General features: G+C 63.1%; 14 protein-coding genes. 4 read left to right on the top strand and 10 right to left on the bottom strand.

Translation table 11 applies throughout. The features are described from left to right. Positions 1 to 99 precede the first annotated feature (99 nt). Positions 100 to 1290, top strand: coding sequence for a hypothetical protein (locus ACS3WA_RS10555; RefSeq protein ID WP_438278475.1), 1191 nt, complete (start codon positions 100 to 102; stop codon positions 1288 to 1290). 16 nt (positions 1291 to 1306) lie between these two features. Here the strand turns inward: ACS3WA_RS10555 and thiD are convergent, their stop codons facing one another. After that, positions 1307 to 2113, bottom strand: coding sequence for a bifunctional hydroxymethylpyrimidine kinase/phosphomethylpyrimidine kinase (thiD, locus tag ACS3WA_RS10550; protein ID WP_438278474.1), 807 nt, complete (start codon positions 2111 to 2113; stop codon positions 1307 to 1309). A gap of 184 nt (positions 2114 to 2297) precedes the next feature. On the opposite strand from thiD, the gene ACS3WA_RS10545 reads away from it, so the two are divergent. After that, positions 2298 to 2543 (top strand): Lrp/AsnC ligand binding domain-containing protein, encoded by a 246-nt coding sequence (locus ACS3WA_RS10545; RefSeq protein ID WP_412773235.1) that lies wholly within the window; start codon positions 2298 to 2300, stop codon positions 2541 to 2543. Positions 2544 to 2620: 77 nt separating this feature from the next. Further along, positions 2621 to 3046 carry a CHRD domain-containing protein gene (locus ACS3WA_RS10540; protein ID WP_438278473.1) on the top strand — a complete coding sequence of 142 codons (426 nt, stop codon included), beginning with the start codon at positions 2621 to 2623 and terminating at the stop codon, positions 3044 to 3046. Positions 3047 to 3137: 91 nt separating this feature from the next. Here ACS3WA_RS10540 and ACS3WA_RS10535 read toward each other — a convergent pair whose 3' ends face one another. From ACS3WA_RS10535 to ACS3WA_RS10510, 6 genes are all read right to left on the bottom strand, one after another. Continuing rightward, positions 3138 to 5435: a xanthine dehydrogenase family protein molybdopterin-binding subunit gene (locus tag ACS3WA_RS10535; protein ID WP_438278472.1), complete on the bottom strand. Its 2298-nt coding sequence runs from the start codon at positions 5433 to 5435 to the stop codon at positions 3138 to 3140. 55 nt (positions 5436 to 5490) lie between these two features. After that, entirely contained in the window at positions 5491 to 7020 is a 1530-nt protein-coding gene (gene murJ / locus ACS3WA_RS10530; protein ID WP_438278471.1) for a murein biosynthesis integral membrane protein MurJ, read from the bottom strand. Between the two features lie 43 nt (positions 7021 to 7063). Further along, the gene (locus ACS3WA_RS10525; protein WP_438278470.1) at positions 7064 to 8212 is read right to left on the bottom strand and encodes a DegT/DnrJ/EryC1/StrS family aminotransferase; all 1149 of its coding nucleotides are present in this window, start codon (positions 8210 to 8212) and stop codon (positions 7064 to 7066) included. 16 nt (positions 8213 to 8228) lie between these two features. After that, a complete protein-coding gene (locus ACS3WA_RS10520; RefSeq protein ID WP_438278469.1) occupies positions 8229 to 9239 on the bottom strand; it encodes a Gfo/Idh/MocA family oxidoreductase in 1011 nt (336 codons plus the stop codon). Between the two features lie 208 nt (positions 9240 to 9447). Next, positions 9448 to 10860 carry a mannose-1-phosphate guanylyltransferase/mannose-6-phosphate isomerase gene (locus ACS3WA_RS10515; protein WP_438278468.1) on the bottom strand — a complete coding sequence of 471 codons (1413 nt, stop codon included), beginning with the start codon at positions 10858 to 10860 and terminating at the stop codon, positions 9448 to 9450. A 165-nt stretch (positions 10861 to 11025) separates the two neighbouring features. Further along, positions 11026 to 12036, bottom strand: coding sequence for an NAD-dependent epimerase (locus ACS3WA_RS10510; RefSeq protein WP_438278522.1), 1011 nt, complete (start codon positions 12034 to 12036; stop codon positions 11026 to 11028). Positions 12037 to 12268: 232 nt separating this feature from the next. Between ACS3WA_RS10510 and ACS3WA_RS10505 the strand changes: the two genes are divergently transcribed. Beyond that, the gene (locus ACS3WA_RS10505) at positions 12269 to 13228 is read left to right on the top strand and encodes a lysylphosphatidylglycerol synthase transmembrane domain-containing protein (protein WP_438278467.1); all 960 of its coding nucleotides are present in this window, start codon (positions 12269 to 12271) and stop codon (positions 13226 to 13228) included. 140 nt (positions 13229 to 13368) lie between these two features. Here ACS3WA_RS10505 and ACS3WA_RS10500 read toward each other — a convergent pair whose 3' ends face one another. The 3 genes from ACS3WA_RS10500 to rfaD all read right to left on the bottom strand — a co-directional run bounded on the left by ACS3WA_RS10500 (position 13369) and on the right by rfaD (position 17937). Then, positions 13369 to 15276 carry an SDR family NAD(P)-dependent oxidoreductase gene (locus ACS3WA_RS10500; protein ID WP_438278466.1) on the bottom strand — a complete coding sequence of 636 codons (1908 nt, stop codon included), beginning with the start codon at positions 15274 to 15276 and terminating at the stop codon, positions 13369 to 13371. Positions 15277 to 15337: 61 nt separating this feature from the next. Further along, positions 15338 to 16807, bottom strand: coding sequence for a D-glycero-beta-D-manno-heptose-7-phosphate kinase (gene rfaE1, locus ACS3WA_RS10495; RefSeq protein WP_438278465.1), 1470 nt, complete (start codon positions 16805 to 16807; stop codon positions 15338 to 15340). A 149-nt stretch (positions 16808 to 16956) separates the two neighbouring features. After that, positions 16957 to 17937, bottom strand: coding sequence for an ADP-glyceromanno-heptose 6-epimerase (rfaD, locus tag ACS3WA_RS10490; RefSeq protein ID WP_438278464.1), 981 nt, complete (start codon positions 17935 to 17937; stop codon positions 16957 to 16959). Positions 17938 to 18389 lie beyond the last annotated feature (452 nt).

Below are 18389 nucleotides of genomic sequence, written 5' to 3'. Positions count from 1 at the left end.
GGGGATTTCTGATTCGGATCGCGTCAATTCAATTGCGATTTGCGGCGGATCATGGTGATCGTTACAGTTACGCACAATGATTTGCGCGACGAGTTTGCCATGGCCGATGAAGCTTTCGCCCTGTCGCCGATGTCCGCCAGCGCTGCTCCGCCCAGCGCTGCGGACTTCGACGCCATTCGCGAAGCCTTCATGGAGACGTCGCGGGGCCGATGGTTTCTGACCGAATACGCCAAGCGCAACCGCAATGCGGATACCGCCATGGTGCTCGATGCCGTGGCACGCATCGAACAGACCGTCGCCGCCCAACAGCAGGCAGCAACCAGCGACGCGCTGCCCAAGGCCCTCGCCGCGATCAAGGTCAGCATCGCCGAAGCGAAAGCCGCCGCAGCCGCATCATTCGACAAGCGGATCATGAATGATGCGCTCGCCCCGATCGAGAAGGGCGTTCGCATCATCCGCGAAATCTCGTGGAGGTGGCGCGAGATCGGCGGCGACAGCCGGATTTGCGACATTCTCGATTCGCAGGCTGGCGCGATCGACGCTGTTCACGAGCAACTCGCCGCCAGAGACGATTCCGCGGCGCTGCAAGTTGTATTCGGATTGATCGAGTCGACGCTCGACGAGTTGTCGGACTCTCCTGCCGCGACGACTTCACCGCCGCGCGCGGAAACCGCGTCCCCGCCCCCGGCAGCCGTCGACGAAGCTCCCGCCTCGCCTGAGTACCCCGCGCCGCCCGAGCAAGCGACCGCCGATGCCGTCATGGCATTTTCGAGCGACGTGGAATCCGATTCGCATGGGGAAAACGCCTCAAACCAGGAATCTGAAGTCGCTCACCATTTCAGTGAAACGGTGAAAGACATCGGCGTTGAATCGGAAAACACGCCTTCCATATCCGAAGCGCAGGTCGACGCCGTCGATGCTACGGAAATCCAAAGCGAACCATTGTCGACCACCGCCGTGAACGAACAGGACGCGGCCCATGACGATGCCGTGCTCGACATGATCGCTCTCGAAATGGGCGCGCCCGATTTCGACGAACCCCAAACCGTAGACGCCGCTATCGGTAATCAGGTGATTGCCGAACCGGAGCAAACTGCCGAGGCCGCCGCCGAGAGTTCCGATGCGAGTCCTCGTGGGGAGTCCGAGACCGTTCCCGAGATTGCCGCGCCGCCTTCGCTCGGCGCATCGCTGCTGGAGAGCGGCATCGTCTCGCGCGCCACGCCCCGCTCCGATCCGCTGGCTCCGATCCGGCGCATGACCCAGGTCGAAAAGATCGCGTTCTTTTCCTGACGCATGGCAACACCTGTCAGTCGCGATCCAGCCTGTGCAGATGATGGATCGGTCCATGGCCGTGACCGACGCCGAGACGGTCCGCCGCCGCGATCGCTTCGGTGATGTAAGTCTTCGCGCCACGAACGGCGGTTTCCATGTCGTCGCCCTTCGCGAGGCCAGCCGCAATGGCCGATGACAGCGAACAGCCGGTGCCGTGAGTGTTTTTGGTGGCGATGCGCGGAGCGGCAAGCGCCGCCACTCCATCGCGGGTGACGAGATAGTCTATGCTCTCGGCGCCCCGGCCGTGGCCGCCCTTGATCAGGACCGCGGCGCAGCCGAGCGTCAGCAGACGCCGGCCCTGCCGCGCGATGTCGCTTTCGCTTTCGGCAATGGTCTCATCGAGCAGCACCGCCGCCTCCGGCAGGTTCGGTGTTATCAAATGCGCGCGCGGAAAGAGTTTGATCCGCAATGCCTCCACCGCGTCCCGCTCCAGCAGGCGTGCTCCCGAGGTCGCGACCATCACCGGATCGACCACCACATGCGCGGGCGACCAGCGCGAGAGGCCGTCGGCGATGACCTCGATCACGGCGGCGTCCGCGACCATGCCGATCTTGACGGCTCCGACGTCGAGATCGTCGAACACCGCATCGATCTGCGCGGTCACGAAATCCGCCGGTACGTGGTGGATCCCCGACACCCCTCGCGTGTTCTGCGCCGTCAGCGCCGTGATGACGGAGGCGCCATAGACTCCGAATGCCGCGAATGTCTTGAGGTCGGCCTGGATTCCCGCACCCCCGCTGGAGTCGGATCCGGCGATGGTCAAGGCAATGGGGACTATCATCCATGTTCTCGCGCGCGGGCCGTCGGATCGCGCCAGCATAGTTATTCATTCGCGGCAGGCATAGGCGCGGGCCGCAACCGGAAAGCCCGTCAAGTCGCCGGTTGGCCGGATTTTTCGGCGCACCTCGGTGTCCACGCGGCTTGAACGCGCTATATTGAAGCCTGACGCCCTCCGGAGATACGCGATGGTCCCTTTCTTCGTGCAGTTCAAGTGCAAGCTCGGCCAATCCTATGCCGTCGCCAACGCTCTCGCGGAGGCCGAGATCGCCTCGGAAATCTATTCCACTGCCGGCGACTACGATCTGCTGGCGAAATTCTACGTCGATAACGACACCGATATCGGGCATTTCGTGAACGAAAAGGTGCAGGTCATTCCGGGCATTCAGGACACCCACACCATCATTACTTTCAAGGCGTTCGGAACCAATTAGCCGCTCCTGCATCTGGAACAAGTGGTGGTGCGCGCGGTTAAAGCTCGCGCCAACCCGAACATGATCAGGAGAAAACGATGAAAGCCGCCAAGATTTCGTTCGTCACACTCGCTTTCGCTGCCGCGATCGGTTTGGCAGGCCAGGCGTCCGCCGAAACGCTGAAAGCAACCCTGAACGGCGCATCCGAAGTGCCCGCCAATACCAGCAAGGGCACCGGGACGGTCGAGGCGAATTACGATCCCGCGTCCAAAAAACTAACCTGGAAGCTGACCTATTCGGGTCTGACCGGTCCGGCGACGGCGGCCCATTTCCACGGCCCGGCGGCCGCGGGCCAGAATGCGGGCATTGCGGTTGCAATCCCGAATGCGACGTCCAGTCCCGCCGAAGGCAGCGCCACGCTGACCGATGCGCAAGCCGCCGACCTCTTGGCCGGCAAGTACTATGTCAACGTTCATACCGCAGCCCATCCGGGCGGCGAAATCCGCGGGCAGGTCTCGAAGTAGCCTCGCCACATCGCGGACACAAGACATTCAGCAAAGGGGCGAACCGCCGGCCGGTTCGCCCTTTTTATCGTCCGCCGGACAGGTGGGGAACTTAAAGCTGGCGCTGGCGCGCGCGGATCGCCGTCCAGACCCGCTCGGGCGTGGCCGGCATGTCGATATGGTCGATCCCGTATTCGCGCCACAGGCCATCGATGATGGCGTTGACCACCGCCGGGCAGGAGCCGATGGCACCCGCTTCGCCCGCTCCCTTCACCCCGAGAGGATTGGTGACGCAGGGGACGTTGCGGGTCTCAAACGTGATCGAGGTGCCGTCGGCCGCGCGCGGCAGCGCGTAATCCATGAACGTGCCGGTGACGAGCTGTCCGTCCGTCGCATCGTAGACGGCCTGCTCCATCAGCGCCTGGCCGATGCCCTGCATGGTGCCGCCATGGATCTGTCCCGCCAGCAGAAGCGGATTCAACGTCATGCCGAAATCGTCGACAACGACATAGTTGACCAACCCGATCTTTCCCGTCGCCGGATCAATCTCGACTTCCACGACATGGGTGCCGTTCGGATAGGTGCCGTCGGCGCTGCTGAAACTCTCATTGGCTGTCAGCTTCGAGGGATCGGCGACGCGCTTGGCGAGGTCGGCGAAGGAGATCGAACGGTCGGTGCCCGCGATACGAACCGAGCCGTCGCTGATTTCGAGATCGGCCGAACTGGTTTCGAGCGCCTCTGACGCGATCTCGCAGAGCTGGGCGCCGAGCTTGCGGGTAGCCCGCTCGACGCTGACGCCGCCGGAGGGAATCGAACTCGATCCGCCGGTGCCGAGACCGGAGACGACCACGTCGGTGTCGCCCTGGATCATATGAATTCGCTCGGGCGGCAATCCGAACTGATCGGCGATGATCTGCGCATAGGCGGTGGCATGGCCCTGCCCGCTCGACTGCGTGCCGATCAGCACCGTGACGTCGCCGTCTGCGTCGAGTCGCACGTCGGCCCGCTCGCGACCCATGGTGCCGCAAACCTCGACATAGGTCGCGAGCCCTCTGCCGCGAACCAGCCCTCGCTTCTTCGCCGCCCTGGCCCGCTTCGGAAATTCCTTCCAGCCGGCGATCTCCATGGCGCGCTTCATATGCGCGGCGAAATCGCCGGAGTCATAGATTTTACCGGTCGCTGTCCTGTACGGCATCGCTTTCGGCGCAATGAAATTCCTGCGCCGGATGGCGTCCGGCATCATGCCGAGCTTGCGCGCCGCGGCATCGACCAGCCGCTCCACCACATAAGCGGCCTCGGGGCGGCCGGCACCGCGATAGGCATCCACCGGCACGGTGTTGGTGAACACGGCGCGTACGCGGCAGTGAAACGCCTGGATATCGTAAAGGCCCGGCAGCATCCCGGCTCCGCCATAGGGAATGTAGGGGCCGAAGGTGGAGAGATAGGCTCCCATGTCTCCCATCAGGTCGACATCCATGCCGAGGAACCTGCCGTCTTCCGCGAGCGCCATACGCGCGGTGGTGAGGTTGTCGCGGCCTTGCGAGTCTCCGACGAAATGATCCGATCTCTCGGCCGTCCATTTGACAGCCTTGCGAAGTTTTTTCGAGGCGACCGCGATCAGCGCGTATTCGCGATAGGGAAACAGCTTGGTGCCGAATCCGCCGCCCACATCCGGACAGATCACGCGCATCTTTTCCGTCGGAATTTTCAGCACGGAGCGGCAGAGAATCTCGCGCAGCCGATGGCTGCCCTGACTGCCCACCGTCAGCGTCAGATGATCACGACTGGCGTCGTATTCGCAGACGGCAGCGCGCGTCTCCATGTAGTTGGTGACGACGCGCGGATTGACGATCGAGATTTCCGCCACCGCATGCGCACCCGCGAAAGCAGCATCGGTCGCATCCTTGTCGCCGATCGAAACATCGAACAGGAGGTTGCCCGCGTGATCGGGCCAGACCTGAGGCGCGCCCTTCTTCACGGCGTTGGCGACTCCCACCACCGAGGTGAGCGGCGTCCACTCCACTTCGATCGCCTCGAGCGCGTCGCGTGCGTGCTCGACCGTGTCGGCGACCACGAAAGCGACGGCGTCGCCGACATGCCGCACCTCGTCACGGGGAAGGATCGGATATGGCGGCGCGGTGAAAGGCTGGTCCGGAAGATTGAACTGGCAGGGCAAGCCGCCGAGATCGGCGACGTCCGCCGCGGTCAGGATCAACGCAACGCCCGGCAGACCGCCGGCGCGCGACGCATCGATCCTGTATGTCGCATGGGCATGCGGCGAACGCAGCATCAGCGCATGCAATGCACCGGAAGGCGCATGATCGTCGGTGTAGCGGCCCTTGCCGCGAACAAGCGCGTCGTCTTCCTTGCGCCGGACGCTCTGGCCGATGCCGAATTTCACGGGAGCCATATGTGATCTCCGCCACCGTTGCAGGGTCGTTATACTGCAGGAGAGCCCCGCGGGGCTAGCCCCGCACCAACGACCTCAACCAGCGCGGGCCGAACAGCAGCAAGATCGCGCCGGCATAGACGAGCGCGCCGACGACGATCAGCAGTCCAAGAGCCGCCTCGTCGCGCATCGTGCTCCAGTGCGCGAATTGCCCGGACGCCAGGCGCGCGGTCAGCCACAGCGCCGCCGCAAGCACCACGCCCGCGATCAGGAATTTGCCGAGCGAGATCCGCAACGGACGATCGACCTCGAAATACCCTGCCCGCACCGCAAATCCGATCACGAGCAGAAGATTGACCCAGGCGCCGACGGCGGTGGCCAACGCCAGACCGACCTGCGCCAGCGAGCCCATCAACGCGACCTTGAGCGCGAGATTGACGCCGATCCCGGTGAGCGATGCTTTCACCGGCGTCGCGGTGTTCTTGCGTGCGTAGAAGGTCGCGACCGCGCTGCGGATCAGCACGAAAGGGATGAGGCCCACGGCGTAGGCCGACAGCGTCGCTCCCGCGGCTGCCGCATCGGCTACGGAAAACGCGCCGCGCGCGAACATCGCCCGCATGATGACATCCGGAACGGTGAGGAATGCGGCGACGAACGGCATCGAAAACAACAGCGTGAACTCGAACGCACGGCGCTGCGACGCCGTCGCGCCAGCGTGATCGCCGCCCGTGATCTGCCGCGACATTTCCGGCAGCAGCACGGTGCCGATGGCGATGCCGATCACCCCGATCGGCAGTTGGTTGAGTCGGTCGGCGTAATACAGCGCCGACAGCGCCCCGGTCGGGAGAAACGTCGCGATGATGGTGTCGGCGAACATCGCCAGTTGCGTGCCCATCGAGCCCACGGTGGCGGGCGCGAGCGCACGAAAAAACGATCTGATGTCATCGCTCAGTTCGAGCGGCGAGAACCGCGGCAATCCGCCATGCCGGCCAAGATCGCCGGCCAGCAGAAAAACCTGGAGGAAGCCGGAGATCAGCACGCCCCAGGCCGCCGCGTGGCCGGCGCTCGGGAAGAAGGCCGCAAGCGCCAGCGTCATGATCATCGACAGGTTGAGGAAGATCGGCGCCGCCGCCGCGCTCGCGAAGCGATGCATGACGTTCAGCATGCCGCCGTACAGCGTAACCAGCGTGATCAGCAGCAGATAGGGAAAGGTGATCCGCGTCAGTTCGATGGCCAGCCGTCGCTGCTCGACGTCGTCGGAGAATCCCGGCGCCAGGATGCTGATGGCCTGCGGCATGAAAATCCATGCCACGACAAGCAGAACGACCTGGGACAGGAACAGCAGCGTAAAGATGCGATCGGCGAACAGTCGCACCGAGGCATCACCGCCCTCGCCATGAACGTGCGCATAGGCCGGAACGAACGCCGCGTTGAAGGCTCCCTCGGCGAAAATCGCCCGAAAATGATTCGGCAGCCGCAACGCGACGAAGAAGGCATCAGCGACCGGCCCGGCGCCGAGCACCGCGGCGAGCACGATGTCGCGCGCAAATCCCGTCAGCCGCGAGAGCAGCGTATATCCGCCGACGGTGAAAATGCGTCCAAGCATCCGGCGTTTCTACAGGATCGGCTCCCGGCGCAAAATGGCGAAATCAGTTCGCAAGCGCGGCGCGCACAGCCTCGATGATCCGCTCCTGCGTCAATTCATCAAGGTAAGCATGCATGGGCAGGCTGATGACCTCGCGCGACAGCCTTTCGCTGACGGCAAGGCCCGCGGCGGCGACCGGGAAATTCCGGTACGCGGTCTGCTGATGCAGCGACTTCGGATAATAGATCGCAGTCGGAATGCCTTGCGCCTTCAGCGCGGAAGCCAGCGCCCCGCGATCCCCGTTCGGCAGCCGGATGGTATACTGCGCCCATACCGACGTGCAATCCGCCGCCACGCGGGGCACGATCGCAACGTCTCCGAGAGCTTCGTTGTAACGCCGCGCCGCCGCGTCCCGCGCCGCAATCTCGTCGGGAAATATCCCGAGCTTCTCGATCAGGATCGCCGCCTGCATCGTATCGAGGCGCCCGGTCAGACCCAGCCGTACATTGTCGTACCGATCAGACCCCTGCCCGTGCACGCGCACGCTGCGCAACATGTCCGCCAGGTCGTCATCGTCGGTGAAGATCGCACCGCCGTCGCCATAGCAGCCGAGCGGCTTGGCGGGGAAGAAACTGGTCGCGGTCGCAAGGCCGAACGTACCCAGCCGTTTCCCCTTGTAGGTCGCGCCGAACCCTTGCGCGGCGTCATCGAGAACGAACATGCCCTCGGCCGCGGCCACGGCTGCGACCGCATCATGATCGGCGGGCTGACCGAACAGGTCGACGGGAATGATGGCCCTGGGCCGGAGGCCCTGCTTTTTCGCGACCGCAATGCCGCTCTTCAGCGAAGCGACGTCGATATTGAACGTCGTCTCATCGACATCGACGAACACCGGCGTAGCGCCGAGCAGCGCCACGACCTCGCCGGTCGCGCAGAAGGTGAATGTCGGACAGAGCACCGCGTCGCCGGGGCCGACGTTTTTCGCCAGCAGCACCATCAGCAGCGCGTCGGTGCCGCTGGCGCAGGCCACCACACGCCGGGCGCCGGTGAATGCGGCCAGATCGGCTTCCAGGCGTGCGACCTCGGGACCGTTGATGAACTGGCAATGTGTCAGCACCCGCGCAACCGCATCGTCGATACGTTTGCCGAGACGACGGCGCTGTTCGACGACATCAATGAATGGAATCGCCTTCGCAGGCATGTGCTGCTGCATTCAGTCCTCTGGACGATCAGCCGGCGACGCGGCGCGGAGCCGGCCGCACCGGCGGCGCGACGGAAGACGGCGCTTCAAGGCACTTGATCGCGATCTCGAGGCTGGCGACGCCTTCACCGCCACTTACCGCCGGAGCCTTTCCTGAGCGCACCGCATCGACGAACGCGATCAGTTCGGCGCGCAAAGGTTCATCATGGCCCACCGGGAGGTGGCGCATCGAATAGCTGCCATCCGGCTGGAATCCGAAGCATTCGGTGACCTGGCGAGTCAGCAGGTCGCCCATGATGTATTTGCCGCGGGTGGCGACGGTGACGCTGCGGGCCTTGAACGGCGTCAGCCAGTTCGTATTGATATGCGCAAGCACGCCCGACGCGGTCCGGAACTGAAGCAGAGCGATATCCTCGCGCTCGGCGACGGCGCTGGAAAGCTGGGGCTGCACGTCAACGATTTCGGATTCGGTGAACCAGCGGATCAGATCGATGTCATGCACGGCGAGATCGATCACGACACCGACATTCGACATGCGCGGCGGAAACGGACCGACCCGCGTGATCGCGATCGAGAGAATATCCTCGCCTTTGATCGCCTGCTTGATGGCGGCGACCGCGGGATTGAAGCGCTCGACATGGCCGACCATCAAGGTGAGACCGGCGCGCTGGGCAGCGGTGACGATCTTGCAGCCTTCCTCCACCGTCGAGGCGATCGGTTTCTCGACCAGAACGTGAACGCCGCGCTCGATGCAGGCCAGCGCCAACTCGCAATGAAGGTGTGTCGGCGCCGCGATGGTGACTGCGTCGACGCCGGCCGCCATCAGTTCGTCGAACGTCCCGAACGTCCGGCAACCGATCAGCTCGGTCGCACGAGCGCGGTGCGCAAGCAAGGGATCAACAATGCCGGCGAGCCTGACGCCGGCGAGACCGGACAGCACGCGGCCGTGATTGCTGCCCATGATACCGGCGCCGACCACGCCGACACGCAGCACACGCTCCGACCCTGCAGTTTTCAATGCAGATGGCTTCAAACTCATCAGGTACCTCGAAATCGACCGGTCCAGGCATCCCTGAACCCTGATCGTGCGCTCTCCCTAGCACGCCATAACGAACGTGGCGATTAGAGGAATAACAATCCCAACACGTTTTGATTCAAAGAATTACATGATACGTGTAGAACGTCCGCGTCCGGGGAACAGGATCTATACAAATGTTTCCACAGAATAGCTGATTCGCCCCCGCAACTCAGCTTCGACGATAGTCATCCTCAATCCTTACAATGTCGTCCTCGCCAAGGTAGCTGCCGGTCTGTACTTCGATCAATTCCAGAGGAATCTTGCCGGGATTTTCCAGCCGGTGGGTGGCTCCGATCGGAATATAGATCGACTCGTTTTCATGCACGGTCTTGACGAGGTCATCCACCGTGACCTTCGCGGCGCCCCGGACCACGATCCAGTGCTCCGAGCGATGATGGTGTTTTTGCAGCGACAACCGCTCACCGGCCTTCACGGTAATGTGCTTGACCTGATGCCGCTCGCCCTTGTCGATCGACTGATAGGCGCCCCACGGCCGATGGACACGGAGATGCTCTTCGGTGACCTGCGGCGCGACGGCTTTCAGTTTCGCGACCAGGCGCTTCAGCCCGTTGGCATCCTTCTGGCGCGACACCAGCACCGCATCCTGCGTCGCCACCACGACGAGATCGTCGACGCCTTCAAGCGCGACCAGCGCCCTGTCCGTCGAGATATTGCAGTTGCGGGAATCCTCGAACACGGCGGTCCCTTGCGCCGCGTTGCCCTGACTGTCCTTGTCCGACAATTCCCACACCGCGTGCCACGACCCGACATCCGACCAGCCGCAATCGACCGGCACCACGGCGGCGCGTTCGGTCTTTTCCATCACTGCGTAATCGATGGAAATCGCCCGCGCCTTGGCGAAGGCGGCGGGGTCGAGCGTGACGAAGCCGAGATCCCGGCCGGCATGGGCCACAGCATCCGACACCGACCGAACGCTCTCGGGATCGACGTTGCGATATTCATCGAGAAGCACCGCGGCGCGGAACATGAAGTTGCCGCTGTTCCAGAGATAACCCGCTTCGACATAGCCCGAGGCGGTTTGCGGATCGGGCTTCTCGACGAATGTCGTCACGGCGCGCACATCGCCTGCGATCGCCGCCCCCGGACTGATATAGCCGTACTCGGTCGCCGCCCGCTCCGGCCGGACGCCGAAGGTCACGATGCGGCCGGCATTCGCGGCGGCGAGGCCCTGACGGCACGCCGAGACGAACGCATCGGTGTCGCGCACCACATGATCCGCGGCGAGCGCAAGCACGACGGCGTCGCTGTCGCGCATCTGCGCGAAGACGGCGCCCGCGGCGATCGCCGGTCCGGAATCGCGCCGTGCCGGCTCCAGCAGGATGTCCGCCTCAAGTCCGATCTCCGCGAGTTGTTCCAGCACCATGAAACGGTATGCGGCGTTGGTGATCACGATCGGCCGCTCGAACAGCGCCGGATCGGAAACCCGCCTCAGCGTATCCTGAAACGTCGAACGCGACCCGAACAGCGGCAGAAACTGCTTCGGACGGCCTTCCCGCGAGGCCGGCCACAGCCTGGTTCCCGCGCCGCCGCACATAACCAAAGGGATGATGCGCTCACTCACAAAACCGTCTCCACATTCCGATGTGTCCATTAGAGCATTTTCCGGCGGGGTGGATACCGGTCCGCCGCAAGAAAATGCGATCAGGCGATAATTTCCGGGGGCATGATCCAACTCGACCGGAAACCGATCACGATGCGTCGGGATGCAAATGTCAGAATCGAACCGCTAACTGACCCGATGATAGCGAGAATACCAGGTTGCAAAACGATGGATGCCGTCTTCAAGCGACGTCGAGGGACGGAAACCGATGTCGCGCGCGAGATCGTCGATATCGGCGAATGTGGCCTGCACGTCGCCCGGCTGCATCGGGAGCATCTCCTTTTGGGCCGTCCGTCCGAACTCCTTCTCCAGCAGCGCGACGACGCTCATCAATTCCGCCGGCTTGTTGTTGCCGATGTTGTAGATTCGCCAGGGGGCTGAACTCGTCCCGGGATCCTGAACGCCGTTCGCTTCGCCGCGCGGCACATGATCGATCAGGCGGATAACGGCCTCAACGACGTCGTCGATATAGGTGAAATCCCGCCGCATGTTGCCGTGATTGAACAGCCTGATCGGCTGCCCGCCAACGATCGCGTCGGCGAACCTGTAGAGCGCCATATCAGGCCGGTACCACGGACCATAGACCGTGAAGAAGCGCAGTCCCGTCATCGGCGTGCGGTAAAGATGACTGTAGGCATGCGCCATCAGTTCGTTGGATTTCTTCGTCGCCGCATACAGGCTGACCGGGTGGTCGACGTTGTCGTGGACGGAAAACGGAAGTTTCGTGTTGGCGCCATAAACGGAGGACGACGAAGCGAACAGCAAGTGAGGGCATTCGCCGTGCCGGCATCCTTCAAGGACATTGGCGAACGCCGCGAGGTTGGAATCGACGTAGGCGTCCGGATTTTGCAACGAATAGCGTACGCCCGCCTGGGCCGCGAGATGGAGCACGACCGAAAGGCGATGTTCGGCGAACAGGGAGGCCGTCATCGCGCGATCGGCAAGATCGGCCTTGACGAAACGGAACCGCGGATCCTTGCGCAGGATGTCGAGCCGAGCAGCCTTGAGCGCGGGATCGTAGTAGCTGTTGAGGTTGTCGATTCCGACAACCGGGCGTCCCTGCTCCAGGAGCCGGGCGACGACATGAAATCCGATGAACCCCGCCGCGCCGGTGACCAGTATCGGGTGATCCGATATTTCTCTCCTCAGAGCATTCCCTCCTCAGGATATCCGGGCCGGGTGCGCAGCCCCGCCATAAGGTAGCTGTTTTTTTGCCAACGGCGATCAGAGGACGTCGAAGCGGATCGCAAACGCCCTGTCGCGCGACTATTGCCAGACGCTCCCCAAAACCATACCAAGGCAACAGGGCCATCGACTATCGTCCGGAAGGTCTCCGGCGGCCAGCTTAATCCCGGCACATGCGAGCGCAATGCGCCAGATCCTGCTTTCAACGGCAAAAATACTGGTCTCGGCTGCCCTGCTCTACCTTGCGCTCCGCAAGGTCGATTTCTCCGACCTCGTCTCGCGCCTCGGTTTTTCCGGCGCGGGATGGATCGCGCTCGCCGTCGCCGTAACCTTGCTGCAGGTTCTTGTCAGCGCCCTGCGCTGGCGGGAAATCAGCGCCGACTGCGGCGCGCCGCTCACGGTCGCGCGGGCGGTGCGCTACTGCATGATCGGCTCGTTCTTCAACCAGACGCTGCCCTCATCGATCGGCGGCGACGCCATGCGGCTCTGGCTGGTCGGACAGGGCCCGGCGGGATGGCGCGCGGCGGCCTATTCGATCTTCGTCGACCGCGCGATCGGCCTGATCGCGCTTGCCGTGCTGATCGTCGCCAGTCTGCCATGGAGTTACCGGCTGATCGGCGATCCCCAGGGGCGGCTTGCACTGCTGTTGGTCGATTTCGGCGCGCTGGCTGCTGGCGGCGGCTTCCTGCTTCTCGGCAGACTGCATTGGCCATGGCTCAGGAACATTCGGGCGATAAACCACCTTCGCGCCTGTTCGGTCATCACCGGCCATGCCATTTTCGGTCGCGGGCGCGGGCTGAAGATCGCGTTTCTGTCGCTGCTGATCCATGTCCAGGCCATCGTGATCGCTTGGTGCGTCGTGCGCGCGATCGCCGCGCCGATCCATTTCAGCGAGATCTTCCTGCTCATTCCGCCGGTCATGCTGATTACGATGCTGCCGATCTCGATCGCCGGCTGGGGCGTGCGCGAGGCTTCCATGGCGCTGATTTTCGGCTACGCCGGACTGGCAACGAGCGAAGGCGTCAACATCTCGCTGCTGTACGGCGCGGTGTTTTTTGTCGTCGGCGCGCTCGGGGGCCTCGTCTGGATCTTCAGCGTCGAGCGGGCCGAAAAAAGACCGGCCTCGATCGAACTGACGGAATGATCCATGACGTTTTCGAGCGAAGTGGAATCTGATTCACGTGAAGAAAGCGCGTCAAATCAAGAATCTACCGAGATTCGTTCATCCGTTTCCTTGAAACGGTGAACGACTCGGGCGCGAATATCAGCCGAAGGCGATGTCCGTCAGGGATGGGCCCCGAATTCCGGCACAGCGTCCTTCAAGACCGAGCGGATCTTCGACTTGTCCTCGTTGGCGACGGCTTCCGCAAGAACCGCGATCCACTTGTGCAGCATGTCCATCGGCGGCTCGTTCGGCTTCGCGGCCAATACCCCCGGCAGGCCGATCTCGATCGTCGGCTCCTCGCTCGCAAACAGGATTTCATTCAACCGCTCGCCCGGCCGCACGCCGGTAAAGACGATTTCGATGTCGTGGTGGGGTTGCAGGCCGGACAGGCTGATCATGCGTTCGGCGAGATCGACGATCTTCACCGGCTGGCCCATGTTCAGCACATACACCGATACGTCGTGCCGTTCCGGCATCGCCGCATGGCTCGCCGCGGTGATAACGAGATCGCACGCTTCGCGGATCGTCATGAAATAGCGAACCATGTCGGGATGCGTGACGGTCACCGGCCCGCCGGCTTCGATCTGCGCCTTGAATTTCGGCACCACCGATCCGTTCGACGCCAGCACATTGCCGAAGCGGACCGAAATCAGGCGCATCGGAATCTTGTCGTCGGCGCGCTGCGCCAACTCGCGATCGAGCGCCTGGCAGTACATTTCGGCAAAACGTTTGGTCAGTCCGAGCATCGAGACCGGCTCGATCGCCTTGTCGGTCGAAATCATCACCATGGCCTCGGCGCCCGCCGCCAGCGCCGCATCGGCGACGTTGACAGAACCGAAAATGTTGGTCTTGACGCTTTCGCTCCAGTCGCGCTCGAGAATGGGTACGTGTTTGAGCGCCGCCGCATGGAACACGATGTCGGGCCTGAATTCGTTCATCAGACGCATCAGCCGCTCGCGGTCGCGAATGTCGGCGATGCGGCCCTCCACGACGGCGGCCCGGGTTCTCGTCCCCAACTCCTCCATGATCGCGTAGAGCGCAGGTTCGGAATTCTCGATGATCAGCAGCCGGCTCGCGCCGAACGTCACGACTCGTTTGCAGATTTCGGATCCGATCGATCCGCCGCCGCCGGTCACGACGATCGACTTGTCCTTGATCAGCCCGCCGAGCCGCTCGTAGTCGATGGTGCGGCTCGGGCGAAGCAGGAGATCCTCGACGGCAACCGGCGTCAGGCGCGGAATATCGCCTTCCTCGCCGAGCGACGGCAACCGGCTGACCTTCAGGCCTAGCTTGCGGCCCCGCGCGAGAACCGCCTCGGGCTGGGCTTCGGGCTCGAATGCCGAGGGCGTCATGATGATGCGCTTGATCGCGCTGCGCCGCTCGGCGAAGTCCGTGATCACGTCTTCGAGCTTGTCCACTGCGCCAAGGACCGGCACCCCGCGTATCGTCTGACCGATGTCGGCGGCCGACGGCGACAGCAGGCCGATCGGCCGCAAGTGCTTGACCGCGCCGCTCTCGACCGAACGCAAGAGAATTTCGGCATCCGCGGCACGGCCGATCACGATGGCCGGCGTCGCGTCGTCGGCCTTGACGTGAAAAAGGGTGCGCCTGTAGCGGAAATACCGATAGGTGAAGCGCGTCGCTGCGAGCAGGAATATCTGCAACAGCCAGTACAGTATGATCGTCTTCTTTCCGAGAAAGAATGTGCCGTAGAGATTGGGCGCGACGACGACATAGTCGAAGACAAGAACGACGAATCCCAGAACCGATGACGCCTTGACGATGTTGAGGGCGTCCACGAGAGAAATGAACCGCCATTTCGTCGTCGTCAGGTTGAAGACATAAAAGACAACGAGACTGATGACGAGGAAATAGGGCAGCGCCTTCAGGAGCAACGGCAGGCGCAGGGCAAATTCACGGTCGTCGAAACGGAAGTAACAGCTCACGAGCAGCGCCGCCACGACTGTCACGAGGTCATGCAGCGCAATCAGGACATTGCGCGAGGTAAACTTCAGATGCCGGGTCATGAGGCGATAGCCCGGATCGCAAACGGAGCGGAAAAGCGCCGGCCGCCGGGGAACAAGGCTTTCATGCCCTGCCTCCCGCGCGCTTCACCAAAGACGTCGTGCTGAAGCCCTGCAGAATATCGATCAGCACGACCTCGCCGCCCCGCGCGGTAACGAATTCCTGACCGACGACCTGTTCGAGCGAATAATCCCCGCCTTTGACGAGCACGTTCGGCTCGGTCCGCTCGATCAGCTTCAACGGCGTATCCTCTTCGAAAATCACCACGAGGTCGACGGCCTCGAGCGCAGCCAGCACCTCCGCCCGCGCCTGCTCGTCCTGAATCGGCCGGCCCTCTCCCTTGAGCCGGGCCACGGACGCGTCGCTGTTCAATCCGACGATCAGCCGGTCGCAGGTCGCCCGTGCTGCGGTCAGCACCTTGACGTGACCCGGATGCAGGATGTCGAAGCAGCCGTTGGTGAAGCCGATCCGCAGGCCCTGGTCACGCCATGCCGACAGCCGCGCGTCGAGATCGGCCGCCGATCGCACGATTTTCTCTTCGGCGGCCAGAGAAGCCGGCGCCAGAATATTGCGGCGGAGTTCGGCGAGCGTGACAATCGCGGTGCCGCTTTTGCCGACCGCCACCGCGGCGGCAGCGCTTGCCGCCCGCAACGCGGTCTCCCAATCGGCCCCGGCGGCGAGCGAAACCGCCAGCGTGGCGACGACGGTGTCACCGGCCCCGGTCACGTCGCGAACCTTGACGGTGTGCGCGGGAACGTGAATGACTTGGCCCTCACCCGGCACGAGCGTCATGCCGTGCTCGCTTTGCGTCACCAGCACGGCTTCGCAATCCGCGATCTGCATCACCTCGCGTGCCGCCGCCGCAATGCTGGCCTGATCGTCGGCGCGGCTGCGGGTCGCGTCCGCAAATTCCTTCCGGTTCGGCGTCAGCAGCGTCGCGCCGCGATAGATGCCGAAATTGGCGCTCTTCGGATCGACGATCACGCGCTTGCCGAGCGCACGGGCCGCATCGATGACGGTGCGGATCACCCGCGCCGTCAACACTCCCTTGGCGTAGTCCGACAACAACACGATGTCGGCGCGCGGCAGTTGCGACTGAATGGCGTCGATCAGGGCCTGCTCCGCCGCCCCGGACGCCGGAGCAGGCGTTTCCCAATCGGCGCGCAGCATGTGGGTCGAAAAATGCTCCGAAACAAATCTCACCTTGCGCGTCGTCGGCCGCGCCGGGTCCGAAATCAACAGCGGCTCGATCAGGGGTTCGCGCGAGAGCGTGGCGCGAAGCCTGCCGCCTGCCTCATCCTCGCCGGCCAATCCGACAAAGACGCAGCGCGCACCAAGCGCGGCGATGTTGCGCGCCACATTGCCCGCGCCGCCGACATTGATTTCGCTCCGCTGGACCGCGATGACCGGTGCCGGAGCCTCCGGCGAAATCCGCGAAATCTCGCCGTACACGAACTCGTCGAGCATCAGGTCGCCGACGCAGAGCACCGTCTGGCGTGAAAACGCATTCGACAAGCCGTCAAAATCGATCATCAACCACTACACCTGCTGCCAGAGTCAAATTCAACCGCGTTGAATCAGGCTCTGGCCTTATCTTTTTAATCGAGCATGACCCCACCGAAAACCGGTTTCCACCCTTGCGCTGGCACGGCCCTTCGGGTCGAGATCACGCTTCAACGCCTTCAGCGAAAGCGATCGTCGCGATCGAGATAGCCTTTGACATAGGCGTCGACCGCTTCCTCCAGCGGCGTGAAGCCCCCGTTGTAACCTGCGCGTTGCAGGCGCTCGACCTCGCCTTGCGTAAAATACTGGTAGGCTCCGCGAATCTGCTCAGGCATATCGACGTATTCGATGTTCGGCTTCGCGCCAAGCGAGACATAGGCCGCCATCATCAAATCACGAAAGCTGCGCGCCTTGCCGGTTCCCACGTTGAAGAGACCGCTGACCGAGGGCGTCGCCAGCAGCCACATCATCACGCGGACCACGTCGTCGACATAGATGAAGTCGCGGCGCTGGTCGCCATCAGCGATGCCCTCCCGGTGCGATTTGAACAACTGCACCGGACGGCCCGCCTTGACGTCGTCGAACCGGCGCGCCAGCACGCTCATCATGGAGCCCTTGTGATATTCGTTGGGGCCGAACACGTTGAAGAACTTCAGGCCGGCCCATTGCGGAGGCAGCGCATCACCGTTCGCGATGCGGCCGGCGACCGCCATGTCGAACAGGTGCTTGCTCCAGCCGTAGAGGTTCATCGGCCGAAGCGCCCGCAGCGCGGCCAACGATTGATCGTCGCGAAAGCCCTGCCGGCCATCGCCGTAGGTCGATGCTGAAGAGGCATAGATGAAAGGCGTCGCGGTCGCGGTACACCAGTCGAGCAATCGCAGCGACAGGCGAAAGTTGCTCTCGATGACGAGATCGCCGTCGGTGGCGGTGGTCTCGGAGATCGCACCGAGATGGGCGACCGCGTCGAGACGGCGGCCCTCCAGCCAGGCCGCCAGTTCTGCGGGAGGAACGATATCCGCAAGCTGCCGCTTGGCGAGGTTGCGCCATTTGCCGTCGTTGCCCAGCGCATCGCACACCGCCACGTCGCCGCGTCCGGCGTCGTTCAGCGCGGCCACGAGATTCGATCCGATAAAGCCGGCGCCCCCGGTCACCAGCAGCATGATGTCCCCGTCATGGATGTGCGACTCCCCAGAGCGTTTCGAGCAAAGTGGCTACCGGTTCGCGTGAAGAAAAGCGCGTCAAATCAAAAACATGGAGCTACGCTTTCTGATCTCATCAGAACGGAAAGGCTCCAGTGGTCCAATTCTGACATTTGCATCGCGATGCGGCAGGGGTTCTTTGCAGATGTCAGAATCAAAGAACCACCCGCAACCATAAGGTTTTCCAGTGGAGTTTTGAATTTGACATTCGCATGCCGGGTTTGCGGCAAGTGGGTGGCGCGAACATCCAATTCACCCCGCTGGTTTGCCCCACTCCCGCTTCCGAGGCAACCTGGATGGCGTGAGGCGGCGAAATCACTCGCCAAACACATCGCGCGAGATAACTTTACCTCCGCCATGGGAGCGGATAGGGAGGATTTTCCATCCGTCCCGATGTTACGTATTCGTTAAAT

The sequence above is a fragment of the Nitrobacter sp. genome (assembly GCF_051535235.1).
Taxonomy (GTDB): Bacteria; Pseudomonadota; Alphaproteobacteria; order Rhizobiales; family Xanthobacteraceae; genus Nitrobacter.
The sequence above is the reverse complement of the archived record's forward strand: the minus strand, read 5'-3'. Positions and strand labels throughout refer to the sequence as shown.